Annotated in this window: 11 protein-coding genes; 4 read left to right on the forward strand and 7 right to left on the reverse strand. The window is 73.6% G+C overall.

The genetic code is table 11. The annotated features are described in order from the left end of the window. Positions 1 to 261: 261 nt before the first annotated feature. The 3 genes from ACZ7C5_RS23790 to ACZ7C5_RS23800 all read right to left on the reverse strand — a co-directional run bounded on the left by ACZ7C5_RS23790 (position 262) and on the right by ACZ7C5_RS23800 (position 4,815). Complete coding sequence (locus ACZ7C5_RS23790) at positions 262 to 1,953, reverse strand: DEAD/DEAH box helicase (protein WP_401079245.1); 1,692 nt, start codon at positions 1,951 to 1,953, stop codon at positions 262 to 264. 161 nt (positions 1,954 to 2,114) lie between these two features. Beyond that, complete coding sequence (locus ACZ7C5_RS23795) at positions 2,115 to 2,321, reverse strand: cold-shock protein (protein ID WP_188296458.1); 207 nt, start codon at positions 2,319 to 2,321, stop codon at positions 2,115 to 2,117. Positions 2,322 to 2,616: 295 nt separating this feature from the next. After that, positions 2,617 to 4,815, reverse strand: a complete 2,199-nt coding sequence (locus ACZ7C5_RS23800; RefSeq protein ID WP_401079243.1) for an MMPL family transporter — start codon at positions 4,813 to 4,815, stop codon at positions 2,617 to 2,619. A 563-nt stretch (positions 4,816 to 5,378) separates the two neighbouring features. Between ACZ7C5_RS23800 and ACZ7C5_RS23805 the strand changes: the two genes are divergently transcribed. The 3 genes from ACZ7C5_RS23805 (at position 5,379) to ACZ7C5_RS23815 (ending at position 9,822) form a co-directional block, all read left to right on the forward strand. After that, on the forward strand, positions 5,379 to 7,613 hold the full coding sequence (locus ACZ7C5_RS23805) for an MMPL family transporter (protein ID WP_470323489.1): 2,235 nt from the start codon (positions 5,379 to 5,381) through the stop codon (positions 7,611 to 7,613). A gap of 135 nt (positions 7,614 to 7,748) precedes the next feature. After that, on the forward strand, positions 7,749 to 8,642 hold the full coding sequence (locus tag ACZ7C5_RS23810; RefSeq protein WP_401079241.1) for a phosphotransferase enzyme family protein: 894 nt from the start codon (positions 7,749 to 7,751) through the stop codon (positions 8,640 to 8,642). Positions 8,643 to 8,817: 175 nt separating this feature from the next. Beyond that, positions 8,818 to 9,822 carry a polysaccharide deacetylase family protein gene (locus ACZ7C5_RS23815; protein WP_470323430.1) on the forward strand — a complete coding sequence of 335 codons (1,005 nt, stop codon included), beginning with the start codon at positions 8,818 to 8,820 and terminating at the stop codon, positions 9,820 to 9,822. Positions 9,823 to 9,861: 39 nt separating this feature from the next. On the opposite strand, the gene ACZ7C5_RS23820 is transcribed toward ACZ7C5_RS23815, so the two are convergent. From ACZ7C5_RS23820 to ACZ7C5_RS23835, 4 genes are all read right to left on the reverse strand, one after another. Beyond that, positions 9,862 to 10,404, reverse strand: coding sequence for a GNAT family N-acetyltransferase (locus ACZ7C5_RS23820; RefSeq protein ID WP_401079237.1), 543 nt, complete (start codon positions 10,402 to 10,404; stop codon positions 9,862 to 9,864). Further along, positions 10,401 to 11,102 (reverse strand): exonuclease domain-containing protein, encoded by a 702-nt coding sequence (locus ACZ7C5_RS23825; protein ID WP_188301225.1) that lies wholly within the window; start codon positions 11,100 to 11,102, stop codon positions 10,401 to 10,403. The genes ACZ7C5_RS23820 and ACZ7C5_RS23825 overlap by 4 nt, the downstream gene beginning before the upstream one ends. 116 nt (positions 11,103 to 11,218) lie before the next feature. Continuing rightward, a complete protein-coding gene (locus tag ACZ7C5_RS23830; protein ID WP_401079234.1) occupies positions 11,219 to 11,698 on the reverse strand; it encodes a GNAT family N-acetyltransferase in 480 nt (159 codons plus the stop codon). A 61-nt stretch (positions 11,699 to 11,759) separates the two neighbouring features. Then, positions 11,760 to 13,034, reverse strand: coding sequence for an SAV2148 family HEPN domain-containing protein (locus tag ACZ7C5_RS23835; RefSeq protein WP_223245464.1), 1,275 nt, complete (start codon positions 13,032 to 13,034; stop codon positions 11,760 to 11,762). Between the two features lie 394 nt (positions 13,035 to 13,428). Between ACZ7C5_RS23835 and glgX the strand changes: the two genes are divergently transcribed. Continuing rightward, positions 13,429 to 15,687, forward strand: coding sequence for a glycogen debranching protein GlgX (gene glgX / locus ACZ7C5_RS23840; RefSeq protein WP_470323431.1), 2,259 nt, complete (start codon positions 13,429 to 13,431; stop codon positions 15,685 to 15,687). Positions 15,688 to 15,966 lie beyond the last annotated feature (279 nt).

Here is a 15,966-nt window from a genome sequence, read left to right on the forward strand (position 1 = left end):
CACCGACCCCAGCCGTGCGTCATCGTCCGCCACCTGCCACCCTCCGCTCTCCGCCGCGCCCCAGCCTGCCGTCGGCACCGGGCGCACGACCAGCCGCCGTCACTCCCTCGGGTGACGGCGCCCGGAAACGCCGACGGCGCGCACGGCGAGCCGTGCGCGCCGTGCCCGGCATCGGCCTGCGGCCGAAACGGCCCGTGCCCCCGATGCCCTCGTGGCGAGGGCGTCGGGGGCACGGGCCGAACGATCAGGCCTGGCCGGACGTCAGTCGAACGTGCGGCGCTGGCGCCCGGTCCCGTAGTTGGAGCCGGACTTGGCACCGCTGCCGGGCTTGGCGCGGCCGGCGGAGCGGCCGATGAAGCCGGCCGCCTGCGGGCGCTCGCCCTGGGTGGCGGCGCCCATCCGCTGCTTGGGGCGGGGGCGGCGCGGGTTGCCGTTCATGTCGACGTCGGCGGGCAGCGCGGAGCGCTTGCCGGGCCGGCGGCGCGAGGAGCCGGACTTGGCACCGGCGGCCTTGTCCGCACCGGCCTTGCCCGCGGCGGCCTGGTCGGCGGCGACCGGCACGGCCAGCGTCACCGGGACGCCGCTCGGCGTGCGGGCACCGGTGATCCGGGTCAGGTCGGCGTCGCCCGGGCGGATCTTGGTGACGGTCGGGCGGATGCCGGCGACCGTCATCAGCCGGTTGACCTCGCGGCGCTGCTCGGGCAGCACCAGGGTGACGACCGTCCCGGACTCGCCGGCCCGGGCGGTGCGGCCGCCGCGGTGCAGGTAGTCCTTGTGGTCGACCGGCGGGTCGACGTTGACGACCAGGTCGAGGCCTTCGATGTGGATGCCGCGGGCGGCGACGTTGGTGGCGATCAGCGCGGTGACGTGGCCGTCGCGGAACTGGTCCAGGACCCGGTTGCGCTGCGGCTGGGACTTGCCGCCGTGCAGGGCGGCGGCCATCACGCCGTTGGCCAGCAGCTGCTTGGCCAGCCGGTCGGCGCCGTGCTTGGTGTGCACGAACATGATCACCCGGCCGTCGCGGGAGGCGATGTGCGCGGTGGCGGAGGCCTTGTCCGTCGCGTCCAGCTGGAGGACGTGGTGGTCCATGGTGGTGACGGCGCCGGCCGAGGGGTCGACCGAGTGGGTCACCGGGTCGGTCAGGAAGCGCTTGACCAGCCGGTCGACGTTGCGGTCCAGGGTGGCGGAGAACAGCATCCGCTGCCCGCCCTCGGCGACCTGCTCCAGCAGCTTGCTGACCTGCGGCAGGAAGCCCATGTCGGCCATCTGGTCGGCCTCGTCGAGGACGGTGATCGCGACGTCGGAGAGGTTGACGTCACCGCGCCCGATCAGGTCGTCCAGCCGGCCGGGGGTGGCCACCAGCACCTCGGTGCCGCGGCGCACCGCGTTGGCCTGCTTGTTGATCGACATGCCGCCGACGACGGTGGTGATCCGCAGGTTGACCGCGGTCGCGTACGGGGTGAGCGCGTCGGTGACCTGCTGGGCCAGCTCGCGGGTGGGCACCAGGACGAGGGCCAGCGGGTACCGGGAGTCGGCGCGCTTGCCCGCGGTACGGGCGAGCAGCGGCAGGCCGAAGGCCAGGGTCTTGCCGGAGCCGGTGCGGCCGCGGCCGAGCACGTCGCGCCCGGCGATCGAGTCGGGCAGCGTGGCGCCCTGGATCGGGAAGGGCTCGGTGACGCCCTCGCGGGTGAGCGCGGAGAGGATCCCCTTCGGCAGCTCCAGCTCGGCGAAGGTCGCCGCCGGGGGCCGGGCCGGGGTGCCCTGGACCACGGTGAAGTCGGTGGCCTCGGGGACGGCGGCGGGGCGGTTCTGCTTGGGGGCGCCGGCGCGGTTGCGCGGCTTGCGCGGGTGGTCGCCGCCGCCGGTGCTGCGGCGGGCCTGGTCACCGCCGCGGCGGGTCTGGTCGGTGCTGCGGGAGCCGCGGTCGCGCGGCGGGCGGGCAGAGGTGGTCACGAAATCTCCGTCGGTCGGTCGTCGGCAGCCCGCGGTGCGGACTGGGTCGGCCGTCGGAGGGAAATTCGCCGCCCCGGCCGTACGGCGGCATGAGCGGGGGCCCGCACCGTGCGGTGCGGGCCCCCGCTTCGCGATGATCGCGAGTCAGCGTGGAGCTGGCGTCAGCCGATGATCGAGATGTTCTCGGCCTGCGGGCCCTTCTGGCCCTGGGTCACGTCGAACTCGACCTTCTGGCCCTCGAACAGCTCACGGAAGCCCTGAGCCGAAATGTTCGAGTAGTGGGCGAACACGTCAGCGCCGCCACCATCCTGCTCGATGAAGCCGAAGCCCTTTTCGCTGTTGAACCACTTCACGGTGCCGGTAGCCATAACCGTCTCCTCTAACTGGGGCATCAGAGATCCACACCTCGTGGATCCCCAAGTAGCCGCGATCCCCATCCGGAGGCTGAAACACCGGACAAAACAAATGCGCCTGTCGGTTGGTACCAGCAGGCGCACACCACGTTCATGGGAACCAAAACTGCAACTGCTTCGACTGTAGCACGGTGCCACCCCGGTTGACCGGGGATTTTCCCGCCTCGTAGATCACGTTTGGCGGGCCGGGGAAAGGGGCAGGCCGCGCCCCGCCGAAGCGGGACGCGGCCTGGTGCCCAGGACCGGTCGGTCAGCGCCGTCCGGCCGGCTCCGGCACCCCGTGGGTGCCGGTCAGCGGGGCCGGGCCCCCGCCGTGGCCGTGGCCGTGGCCCGGGCTGTCCGCGTGGCCGGGCCACCAGGCGCGGTGGCCGAGCAGCGCGGTGAGCGCCGGGGTGAAGAACATCGCCATCACGAAGGCCGCCAGCACGATGCCGAAGGCCAGCGAGAAGCCGAGCTCCATGAAGAGCACGTTGCCCGCGAGCATGAAGGTAGCGAACGAGGCCGCCAGGATGAAGCCGGCCGCCGCGACGGTCGGGCCGCCGTGCTTGACGGCCTCGCTGGCCGCCTCGCGCGGGCTGCGGCCCTCGCGGGCCTCCTCGCGGAGGCGGGCGATGATCAGGATGTTGTAGTCCGTGCCGATCGCCACCACGAAGAGGTAGATGAAGATCGGCAGCATGAACATCAGGCCCGGCTCGCCCTTGACGTTCTGGAACAGCAGGGTGGTGGCACCGAGGGTGGCACCGAAGCCGAGGCCGACCGAGGCCATCAGGTACCAGGGCGCGACGACGCTGCGCAGCTGGAGGCCCAGGATGATCATGATGAGCAGGGCCGCGATCGGGAAGACCAGCGTGTAGTCGTGCACCATCGCGGTGTTGATGTCCTTGTACACCGCGGTGACGCCGCCGACCAGCGCCTTGCTGTCGGACGGGGCCGACGCGTGGGCGGTGTCCCTGACCTTCTGGATGGTGTCGATGGCCTTGTTGGAGGCCGGCACGTCCTTGAGCAGGACGGTGAAGTCACCGGTGGCGCCGTCGGCGCTGATCGTCTTGGCCTCGGCGGTCGGCGCGACCACGCTGGCCACCCCGGGGACGCCCTGGAGCTTGTCGGCGAAGTCCTTGATCGCCGCGTCGTTCAGCTTGGCTCCGCTGCTGGTCAGGAAGACGTGGCTCGGGTCGGCGGCGCCGGCCGAGAACGCCGTCATCAGCTTCTCCTCGACGACGATCGACTCCTTGCCCTTGGGCATCGAGCTGCCGGCCAGGTCGTAGGTGCCGTTGTAGTTGACGCCGGCCAGGGCCAGTACCAGCAGGACGCCGCCGGAGACCAGGGCGACCAGACCGGGCTTCCTGCCGGTGATCCGGCCCAGCGCGGCGAAGCGGGCGTTCTTCGGCTCCTGCATCCACTTCTTGCCCGGCCAGAACACCCCGCGGGAGGGGATGACGGCGAGCACGGCGGGGGCCAGGGTCAGCGAGACCAGGGCGGTCGCGACGACCGCGATGGCCAGCGCCGGGCCGAGCGCGGTGAACATGCCCAAGCTGGAGAGGATCAGCACGGCGAAGGCGACGGCGACGGCACCGGCGGCGGAGGCGATCGCCTCGCCGACCCGGCCGACGGCGTTGGCCACGGCCGTCTTGCGGTCCTCGCCCAGGCGCAGCCGCTCGCGGTAGCGGAAGGCCAGGAAGAGGAAGTAGTCGGTGCCGACGCCGAGGACCACGATGATCAGGATCGCCGAGGTCATCGGGGACGACTTCAGGTCGAACATCTTGATCGCGTCGGCGATCAGGCCGTTGGACACCGGCATCGCGATCGCCAGCGAGAGGATGACCGGCAGGATGCCGGCCAGGATGCTGCGGAAGATGACGCCGACGATCAGGATGACCAGCAGCAGGCTGCCGAGCATGACGATGGCGTCGGTGGCGCCGGAGGACTCCTGCTGGTCCAGGGCGCTCGCGGCCCCGCCGCCGACCTGGAACTTCAGGCCGGAGCCGTCGGCGAGCCTGGTGCCCTCGCTGCGCAGCTTCTTCGCGGCTTCGGTGTACTCCTCGCTCTGCATCTTGGTCTTGTCGATGGCGACCATGGACAGCGCGTACTTGCCGTCCTTGGACTTCGAGGTCTTCGGGTCGACGGGCACGACCGTCTCGACGGCGGGTATGTGCGCGTCGGTGAGGCCCTTGACGACCTTGTCCATCGAGGCCTGGTCGGCCTCGTTCAGCGCCTGGCCGTCGTTGCGCTCGAAGAGCAGCAGCGCGGCCGGGGTGAAGCTCGACGGGAAGGCCCGCTCCTGGAGCTGCGCCGCCTGGATGGATTCGTAGTGCTTGGGCAGGAACGCGGACTCGTCCGTCTGCGAGGTGACCTTCGGCGCCGTCATGACGATGGCGAGCATCGCGACGACCCACGCGGCGATCACCCACCACGCGCGACGAACGACGAACTGTCCTAGTCGGTGGAACATGCTCGAATGCCTCCTGGGCATGGTTCACCGCAGCCCTTGGGGGACGGGACGCTGGGCGACGGCATGACCGGTGCGGGGAATGCCCGGCGGCACTCCCTTGCCGGTCGGCAGGTAAGTAGGTCTGGGGCGTCATCCTACGAGTACTTGCTTGCCGCCCGGCAAGGAGCCCCCGTTGTGCATTCAACCCCCGTGGGGCGCCCATGGGCGGCCCGGCCCCAGTCTCCCCCGAACACGGCCCCGCTGACCTCGTGCTGCGGGTGGAGTCTTCTCCCCCTCAAGGTGGAGGCACATCCCCTACCCCCCGGGAGGAGATCTCGGGGTCCAGGGGTAGGGAAAACCCCACCCCGGCCCCGAGGAGAGCCCCAGGAGAAGGCCACCCGCCAGCCGGATTACCCGTCAACTCCCGCCTCCCTAGGGTTGATCGGGACGCCGGATGGACAGCCGGCGCACCGCAGCCGGCGGCCCCGACCAGGGCCGCCGCTCCCGTCCGGCGACACCCGCCGACGTCCGAGGGGGGAACCACCGTGAAGCCCGTGAAGTCCAGACTCGGTCTGGCGGCCGCGATGGGCGCCTGGAGCGCCCGGCACCGCAAGACCGCCGTGTTCGGCTGGCTGCTCTTCGTCGTCCTGGCCGCCGCGCTCGGCACCGCGCACGGCAGCACCAAGGTGACCGACGCCGAGTCGATACCCGGGCAGGTCTCCAGGGCCGCGGTGATCCTCGACGAGGCCGGACTGAAGACCCCGGCGGGCGAGACCGTCCTGGTCCAGAGCGCCACCCGCCTCGCCGACGACCCCGAGTTCCGCACCGCCGTCGGCCAGGTGGTCGCCGCCGTGAACGGCACCGGCCTGGCCGCCGAGGTCCGCTCGCCGTACGACACCGGGGCGGTCTCCGCCGACGGCCACTCCGCGCTCGTGACGCTGACGCTCAAGGGCGACCGGACCGAAGCCGCGGAGCACGTCCAGTCGGTGCTGGACGCGGTGGCCGGCGTGCAGGAGCGGCACCGGGACCTGACCGTGGTCCAGCTCGGCGACGCCAGCTCCGGCAAGTGGATGCAGGACCAGTTCGCGAACGACTTCGCCCGCGCCGAGTGGACGGCCGTGCCGCTCGCCCTCGGCATCCTGCTGGTCGCCTTCGGCGCGCTGGTCGCCGCCGTGCTGCCGGTGGTGCTCGCGCTCACCGCCTTCGTCGCGGCCGCCGGACTGGTCGCGCTCAGCAGCGGGTTCCTGCACACCAGCAACGACGCCAGCTCGGTGATGCTGCTGGTCGGCCTCGCCGTCGGCGTCGACTACTGCCTCTTCTACCTGCGCCGCGAGCGCGAGGAGCGGGCCGCCGGACGGGACGCGGCCACCGCGCTGGCCGTGGCCGCCGCCACCAGCGGCCGGGCGGTGCTGGTCTCCGGCGTCACCGTGGTGGTCGCCATGGCCGGCATGTTCCTCACCGGGATCGCCACCTTCCGCTCGATGGCCTTCGCCACCATCGTGGTCGTGATCACCGCCGTGCTCGGCTCGCTCACCGTGCTGCCCGCGCTGCTGTCGATGCTCGGCGACCGGGTCGAGAAGGGCCGGGTGCCGTTCCTCGCCAGGCTGCGCCGCCCGGACGCCGCGCGGACCGGCGGACGGTTCTGGAACGCGGTGCTCACCCCGGTGCTGCGCCGCCCGCTGGCCGCCACCGTGCTCGCCGGCGCCTTCCTGCTGGCCCTGGCCGCGCCGATGCTCACCATGAACACCGCCAACCTGACGTTCCAGCAGCAGCTGCCCGCGGGCAACCCCCTGGTCGCCGCCTCGCAGAAGATCGAGGCCGCCTTCCCCGGCAGCCCGGGGCCCGCCGGCGTCGTGATCAAGGCCGCCGACATCGACTCCCCCGCGATGACCGCCGCGATCGCCGACCTCAGGGCGAAGGCCCTGGCCAGCAGGCTGATGCACGGCCCGGTCGAGGTCACGGTGCACGCCGACAAGAACGTCGCCACCGTCGACATCCCGCTCAACGGCACCGGCAACGACGCCACCAGCAACGACGCCCTGCGGAGCCTGCGCGAGGACCTGGTGCCCGCCACCGTCCTCAAGGTGCCAGGCACCGAGGCCCCGGTCACCGGCCGCACCGCCGGGTCGTACGACTTCAACCACACGATGACCGGCTCGATGCCGCCGGTCTTCGCCTTCGTGGTCACCTTCGCCTTCCTGCTGATGCTCACCTCCTTCCGCTCGCTGGCCGTCGCCGTCACCGCGGTGGTGCTCAACCTGCTGTCGGTGGGCGCCGCGTACGGGGTGCTGACGCTGGTCTTCCAGCACGGCGTGGGCGCCTCGCTGCTGGGCACCGCCGGGGTCGGCGCGGTGGAGTCCTGGGTGCCGCTGTTCCTCTTCGTGATCCTCTTCGGGCTCTCGATGGACTACCACGTCTTCGTGGTCTCCCGGATCAAGGAGGGCCACGACCGCGGCCTGCCGACCAGGGCCGCGATCGCCGAGGGCATCCGCTCCACGGCCGGGGTGGTCACCAGCGCCGCGGTGATCATGGTGGCGGTGTTCTCGGTCTTCGGCTCGCTGTCCATGCAGGTGATGAAGCAGATGGGCGTGGGCCTGGCGGTCGCGGTGCTGATCGACGCCACGGTGATCCGCGCGGTGCTGCTGCCCTCCGTGATGACCCTGCTGGGCGACCGCAACTGGTACCTGCCGCGCTGGCTGAACTGGCTGCCGGACCTCTCGCACGGCGAGTCCGTCCCGCCGGCCGGCGCCGAGCAGGCCCTGCCCGAGCGGCCGGCCGCCCCGGCCGAGGGGGCGCGCCACCGCAGGGCCGGGGTCTGACCCGGCGCCTCCGAACCGACCGCCCCGACCCGCACCGGTGCCGGGCCCCGCAGCGCGCGGGGCCCGGCACCGGTGCGTCATGATGATCACCGTCCGGGGTCCCCCGGATGAACGTCGGCGAAACGGAACCCAGTCATGATCCCCTTCGACGAGGGCCGCGCCCGGCTGCTGCTGGCCCAGGCCTGCGAGTCCGCCGGGCTGGCCGCCCCCGACGGGGCCACGCTGCTCGCGCTCGGCGAGAACGCCGTCTTCGACCTCGGCGACCCGGCGGTGGTCGCCAAGGTCGGCCGCGGCCCCGAGCTGTACGACCGGGCCCGGCGCGAGCTGGCCCTCGCCCACTGGCTGGCCGGGCAGGACGTGCCCGTGGTGCGCCCGTACGACGCGGTCCCGCCCGAGCCGCAGCTGGCCGACGGCCACCCGGTCACCTTCTGGCACCGCCTCGCGCCCGCCGTCCGCCCCGCCCGCCCGGTCGACCTCGCCCCGCTGCTGGGGGCCCTGCACCGGCTGCCGCCGCCGCCCTTCACGCTCGGCCGGCGCGACCTGCTGGCCCCGGTCGAGCGCTGGCTGGCCTCCGCCGAGGGCCACGTCGACCCGGTGGACGTCGCCTTCCTGCGCCACCGCAGGGACGCCTTCGCGGCCGCCCTGCCCGACCTCGTCCCCCGGCTGCACCCCGGGGTGATCCACGGCGACGCGCTGCCGCGCAACGTCCACGTCGGCCCGGACGGCCCGGTGCTGCTCGACCTGGAGTTCATGGCGAACGACCTGCGCGAGCACGACCTGGTGGTCCTCGCGCTCAGTCAGGACCGCTACGGCGTACCCGTCGAGGAGTACCGCGCGTTCACCGACGCGTACGGCTGGGACGTCCGCGAGTGGCCCGGCTTCACGGTGCTGCGCGGCGCCAGGGAGACCGCCAGCGCCTCCTGGGTGGCGCAGCAGGCGGCCAGCAGCCCGGCCGCGCTGAAGGAGTTCCGGCGCCGGGTCGACTCGCTGCGGGACGGGGCCACCGAGGTGCGCTGGTACCCGTTCTGACGGCCGTCCGCGGTACCCGCGGCGGCGCGGGACCGCCACCGGGGCGAGTGTGAGAAGACTCTTACGGCGCTTCGGTCCGGTCGGCAACCGGGGCACGTACGATCGGCGTCCTATCGGACAGTCGTCCTGACCTGTAGTGATCGGCACCGTCCTTCGCACCTCAGGAGCCGCCGCCATGCACCGGACCGCCCGCCGCCCCGCCGCCCCGATCCGACCGTCCCGCTCCCGGCGCCGGCTGTTCGCCGGATGCGTCGCGGTGACCGCCGCCCTGGGGCTGGCCGCGTGCGGGACCGCCAGCGGGGCGCTCCGGCCGCCGAGCGCGGCGGCGCCGTCCGGAACCCAGTCGCCGGCCGCCGCCCAGCCGGACGGGACGGCCGCGCCCACCATCGCGCCGGCCCCCGGCTCGGACGCCGTGCCGCCGGGCGCGGGTTCCCCGGCCGCCTCCGCCCCGGCGCCGTCGAAGCCGGCCCCGCCCGCGGCCACCGGCTCCCCCGTCTCCGCCACGCCCACCGCCCCGGCCGCTCCGACGGCGCCGGCCGCCGGCCCGTCCTCGCCCGCCGCGCCGCCCCCGCACCCCGTGGCGGGCACGGTGATCGGCTCCACCGCCTCCGGCGGCCGCACCGTCGCGCTCACCTTCGACGACGGCCCGGGCCCGGCCACCGGTCAGATCCTCGACCTGCTGGCCCAGTACCACGTCAAGGCCACCTTCTGTCAGGTCGGCCAGAACGCCGCCGCCAACCCGGCCATGGTCAAGCGCGTCCTGGCCGCCGGGCACCGGCTGTGCGACCACAGCGTCCACCACCCGCAGCCGTTCGCGAAGCTCCCGCACGACAAGGCGGTGTACGAGATCACCGCCGCCCGGGACATGATCGTCCAGGCGGGCGGCCCCGGCACCGAGGTCGGCTGGTTCCGCGCCCCGGGCGGCGGCTTCACCGCCGACAACGAGCGGATCACCGCGGGCCTCGGGATGTCCTCGCTCGGCTGGTCCGTCGACCCGCGCGACTGGTCGCGGCCGGGGGTGCCGGCGATCGTCTCGGCCGTGCAGAAGCAGCTCAAGCCCGGCGGGGTGATCCTGATGCACGACGGCGGCGGCGACCGCGGCCAGACCGTGGCCGCGGTCAGGCAGCTGCTGCCCTGGCTGGTCGCCCAGGGGTACGACTTCGACTTCCCGGCCGGGTAGCGCCGTCGGGGCCCTCGCCCCGGAACGTCTCCCCCTCGGTCACCCGGCGGGCCGCCCTCCGGCCCGGTCCGTTCCGGTGCCGGCCGGGGGCCGGTCGACGCCCGAACGGTCGACGCCCAGCCGGTAGACCTGCCGGGAGCCGCCCTCCGGGCCGGGCTCCGCCGCCTCGGCCGGGGTGAAGCCCAGCCGTTCGTAGAAGACCCGCGCCCCGCTCGTCACCGCGCCCGGGTGGTCCGGTCCGAAGGTCACCACCTCGACGGTGGCCGGGCCGCGGACGTGGCGGCGCAGCACGTCCTCGACCAGCTCCCGGCCGACGCCGGTGCCCCTGGCCCGCCCGGCGACCACGAGCCAGTGCAGGTGGTGGAGCCCGGTGCCTCCGGTGCCTCCGGTGCCGAAGAGCAGGCCGCCGAGCAGCCCCCGGCCGTCCTCGGCGACGGTCGCCAGGCCTGCGTCGATGCTGTCGCGCACCGCGCGGTGGAAGCCCGGTTCGGCGACCATCGGGCCGAACCAGTGCTCGACCTCGGCGGCGAGGGCGAGGAAACCGGGCAGGTCCGCGGGGCGGGCCGGGCGCACCTCCGTCACCGGGCGGGCCAGCGCGGGTCGACCACCGCCTGCGGGTCCTTGCCGCGGCGCAGCCAGGCCTGGAGGCCCTCGGCCCACTCCCGGTACCAGTCGACCTGCCGGCGGTGCAGCTCCGCGGGCGCCACCGCGCCCACCTCGGCCGGATAGCGCTCGGCCAGGGCGACGGCGACCCGGACGGCGGCCAGGGCGTCACTGCCCGCCTCGTGGGCGTCGGTCAGCTCCACCCCGTACAGCTCGCAGACCCGTTGCAGGGTGCGGGAGCCCTTGCGGTACTTGTCCACGGCCCGGTCGATCACCAGCGCGTCCAGCACCGGCCCGACCGGCCGGCCCAGGCGCTCGGCGAGCGTGGCCAGTCCGTGCCGGTTCAGCTCGGCGTCGAGCAGCGAGAGGTCGAACGGCGCGTTGAACGCCACCACCGGCCGGCCGGCGGCCATCCGCTCGCAGAGCGCTGCGGCTATCTCCTCCACCGCCTCCTTCGCCGGTCTGCCCTTGCCGCGCGCCACCTCGTCCCCGATCCCGTGGATCGCCTCCGCCTCGGCGGGTATCGGCACCCCGGGGTCGAGCAGCCAGTGCGCGGCGCCCACCCGGGCGGCCCCGACGGTGTCCACGAGGGCGGCCGTGACGATGCGGTCCACGGCCGGGTCGGTGCCCGTGGTCTCCAGGTCGAAGCCGACCAGTGGCTGCTGCCACCAGCTCATCAGGTGTGTCCTTCCGTCCTGTCTCCCGAAACAGCCCCTATCATCACCCGCCCCACCGACAACCCGGCCCCGGGGGGAGCCGGAGCCGGTGGGCGGGACGGCGGCAGGGCGGCGGGCTACCGTACGCCGGTGGGCAGTTCGGGCCCCCGGGCCGGACGGAGCATGGCGACGTCGACCGGGTCCTCGTGGACGACGGCGAAGCCGTGCCGTTCGTACAGCCGCTGGGCGGCGCTGCCACGGAGGACGACGAGGCGGACCGGGTCCCCGGCGGCGTCGGCGTCGGCGAGGAGGTGGCGCAGGACGGCGCTGCCCAGGCCCCGGCCCTGGAGGTGCGGGGCCAGGTAGAACAGCTCCAGGTGGCGCCCGCCCTGCTCGTCGGGGCGGACGGTGACGCAGCCCGCGAAGGCGCCGTCCACCAGGAGCACGGAGGTGTGGCGGACGGAGAAGGACTTCCGCACCCGCTCCCGGGAGCGGTCCTGGTCCCAGCGGCCGAGGCGTTCCAGGTCGGCGCGCATGACCCGGGCCTTGAGCGCGGTGACGGGTTCGAGGTCGTCGGCCGTGGCGGGGCGCAGGCTCCACCGGGGGTCACTGTTCACGGCCCGCATCCTCGCAGCCTCGTCCGCCGCCCCGACCGGCGGCCCCCGGGGTGGGCACGGCTCAGGACACCGGCCTGGAGTCGGCCCAGATGCCCTCGAACTCCTCGCGGTAGACCTCCAGCAGTCCGGACTCGGTGCCGCCCGGCTGCTGGCCGGCGCCGCCGCGCAGCACCAGGGCCGGGGACTCCATGCCGCGGGCGCGGCGCAGGTAGGGCTGGATGACGCCGAGGTCGCGGCCCTGCCGGCGGCCGCCCGCCTGGCCGGCCGTGCGGGGACCCTCGACCAGGTAGGCGGTGAAGCGCGGGGTCTCGTCGAAGACCCTGATCTCGAAGCCGCCCTGGTCCCGCAGCCGGGCCCTGACCCGCCGTACGTGCATGATGTTCATCTCGATCGAACGCGACAACTCGCTGCGCCCGAGGCCGAGTTCGCGTTCGCGGCGGCGCACCGCGCTGCTCGCCGGGTTGAGGAAGAGCAGCCGCACCCGGCAACCCTCGCCGGCCAGCCGCACCAGGCGTTTGCCGGTGTAGTTCTGGCAGAGCATGCCGAGGCCGATGCCGAGGGCGTCGAGCCGCCTGGCGCCGTCCAGCAGGTCCTCGACCGGCAGGTCGCGCTGGAGCCGGACCCGGTCGGCGTGCACCGCGACCACGTCGGCGTACCGGCCGGCCACCAGGGACTCGACCACGTCGGCGGGCACCCCGCCGGCGCCGCCGTCGAGGACGGCGAGCAGCCGGGCGGCGGCCCGCTCGGTCTGGGCCAGCACGGTCTGGGTGAGCACCCGGTTGCGGGAGACCACGTGCCTGGCCACCTCCAGCTCGTCCAGCGCCAGTTCGATCTCGCGCCGGTCGGCCAGGTACGGCTCGAAGCAGGGCCAGTGCTGGACCATCAGCTCGCGCAGCTGGGGCATGGTGAGGAAGACCAGCGGGTCGTCGTCGGCCGGGTCGAGCAGGTAGCCCTTGCGGCGGCTGATCTCCCGTACGGCCCCGGCCCGGTGCGCCCACTCCTCGCCCGCCGGACCGGCGGCGGCGGTGACCCAGTCCTCGCCGTGGGCGGGGGCGTAGATCGGGTGCAGCACCTCGTCGACGAGGGCGCGCAGCCGCTGCTCGACCAGGTTGAGCCAGACGTAGGCGCGGCCGGACAGCCGTACCCGCTGGTAGGCGTCCTCCCACTCGGCTGTCGACCAGGCCAGTGCGGGTATCTCGACCGGGCCGCCCTGCGCGGGCACCAGGGCCCGGCCGGTCAGGGTGGGGCGCATGACCACCGTGGGCGCCTCGCTGCGGGCCGCGCCCCGGTCGGGGCCGCCGGGCCCGGAGCCACGGCCGCCGGCGGGGAACACCATGCGCCACCTCATCTGGTTGCTGCGGCTGACCCCCGCAGACGCGGGGACCGTCGAATCCCGGTCGGCCCGCCCCGGGCGGCCGGACGATCAAGGGTACTGCCCGCCGCGAGCCGCTCGCAGCCGGATGCCGGGGGCCTTCCGCACCCCCGACGCGTTCTTCACACGATTGCCCGGCGGGCGCTCGTTCGGCCCAACCCGGGCCGGATCTCCCGGCCGTCGGGGACGGGCTCGGGGAGTATGCGCTGTGCCGTGCGTCACGGCGCACGGGTCCGCACATGCCCGGCCGTCCGGCCGGGAAGAGAGCGTCCGGGGTCGGGCGGACGGCCCGGACGGTCCCGCACCCGTTGTCGGATCACACGTCAGTTTCCGTCGGCAGCAAGGAAGTTGAGGAGTCATGCAGGTCTGGCCCGGTACGCCCTACCCGCTCGGCGCCACCTACGACGGGGCCGGCACCAACTTCGCGGTGTTCTCCGAGAGCGCCGACCGGATCGAGCTGTGCCTGATCGCCGCGGACGGCTCCGAGACGGCCGTCGAACTACGCGAGACGGACGCCTTCGTCCGGCACGCCTACCTCCCCGGCATCCAGCCGGGCCAGCGCTACGGCTTCCGCGTGCACGGCCCGTACAACCCGGGCCTGGGCCAGCGGCACAACAGCGCCAAACTGCTGCTGGACCCGTACGCCAAGGCGATGAGCGGGCACATCGACTGGGACGAGTCGGTCTACGGCTACCACTTCGGCGCCCCCGAGCGCCGCAACGACCTGGACTCCGCCCCGCACACCATGCACTCGGTGGTGATCAACCCGTACTTCGACTGGGGCACCGACCGGCCGCCGCGCACCGACTACCACCGCACCGTCATCTACGAGGCCCACGTCAAGGGGCTCACCCGGCTGCACCCCGGCATCCCCGAGGAGATCCGCGGCACCTACGCGGGCCTCGCCCACCCGGCGGTGATCGAGCACCTGGCCAAACTCGGCGTCACCGCGATCGAGCTGATGCCGGTGCACCAGTTCGTCCGCGACCACCGGCTGCGGGACCTCGGCCTGGCCAACTACTGGGGCTACAACACCGTCGGCTTCTTCGCCCCGCACTCCTCGTACTCCTCCACCGGCGACCGCGGCCAGCAGGTGCAGGAGTTCAAGTCCATGGTCAAGGCGCTGCACGCGGCCGGGATCGAGGTGATCCTGGACGTCGTCTACAACCACACCGCCGAGGGCAACCACCTGGGCCCGACACTGTCGCTGCGCGGCCTGGACAACGTCTCCTACTACCGCCTCGCCCAGGACCAGCGCTTCTACGAGGACACCACGGGCACCGGCAACAGCCTGCTGATGCGCAGCCCGCACGTGCTCCAGCTGATCATGGACTCGCTGCGCTACTGGGTCACCGAGATGCACGTGGACGGCTTCCGCTTCGACCTCGCCGCCACCCTGGCCCGGCAGTTCCACGAAGTGGACCGGCTCTCCTCCTTCTTCGACCTGGTCCAGCAGGACCCGGTGGTCTCCCAGGCCAAGCTGATCGCCGAGCCCTGGGACCTCGGCGAGGGCGGCTACCAGGTGGGCAACTTCCCGCCGCTGTGGACGGAGTGGAACGGCAAGTACCGGGACACCGTGCGCGACCTGTGGCGCGGCGAGACCGCGGCCCTCGCCGAGTTCGGCTCCCGGCTCACCGGCTCCGCCGACCTCTACCAGGACGACGGCCGCCGCCCGATCGCCTCGATCAACTTCGTGACCTGCCACGACGGCTTCACCCTGCGCGACCTGGTCTCGTACAACGAGAAGCACAACCAGGCCAACGGCGAGGACAACCGGGACGGCGAATCCTTCAACCGCTCCTGGAACTGCGGCGTCGAGGGGCCCGCCGCCGACCCTGCTGTCGACCCGGCCACCGACCCGGCCACCGACCCGGCCGTCGAGGAGCTGCGGGCCCGCCAGCAGCGCAACTTCATCGCCACCCTGATGCTCTCCCAGGGCGTGCCGATGCTCTCGCACGGCGACGAGCTCGGCCGCACCCAGCTGGGCAACAACAACGCCTACTGCCAGGACAACGAACTCACCTGGGTGCACTGGCCCGAGGGGGACGGGCCACGGGCCAGACTGCTGGAGTTCACCCAGGGGATGATCTGGCTGCGCCGCGACCACCCGGTGTTCCGGCGGCGGCGGTTCTTCCACGGCCGGCCGGTGTCCGGGCGTCCGCGGCCGGGCGCGCCCGGCTCGACGGCGCCGGGGCCGGCGGCGAAGGGCTCGACGGCGCCCGGCCCGACGGCACCCGGTCAAGGTCTGCCCGCCTCCGGCGGGTTCGACGACCTGACCGACATCGCCTGGTTCACCCCCGCCGGGGAGGAGATGACCAAGCGCAACTGGGGCACCAGCTACGCCAAGTCGCTGACCGTCTTCCTCAACGGCTACGCGATCTCCGAACCCGACCGGCGCGGCGGGCGGATCGTCGACGACTCCTTCCTGCTGATGTTCAACGCGCACTTCGAACCGCTGGAGTTCACCGTGCCCGCCGAACACGGGCAGGAGTGGCAGGTCGTGGTCGACACCGCCCAGCCCCGGCTGCCCGCCCCGGGAACGGGGGCCCGGGTCAAGGCCGGCGACAGCCTGTGGCTCACCGACCGCTCCCTGATGGTGCTGCAACGGCCCGCCTAGGGTCCGTCTTCAAACTCCCGTCGTCCGCCCGGAGGGCGGGCGGGGCGGCGTTGGGGTGCGTGCATCGCAAGGCGGAGGTGGGGGCACCTCCCGGCCGCCAGGCTGGGGGCCATTGGCGACCGACGACAACGCGGCGAGGCGCGTGCCGCGGCGTCGCCCCGCAGGCGCGAGTTTGAAGACGGACCCTAGGAGCGGCCCCAGGGCCCTGACCTGCCCGGACGGCCCGCGGCCGGACGCGCGCGGAGCGGCGCGGCGGCTCCGGACGGCCGGGGCGGTCAC

This window comes from Kitasatospora sp. NPDC036993, assembly GCF_055607525.1.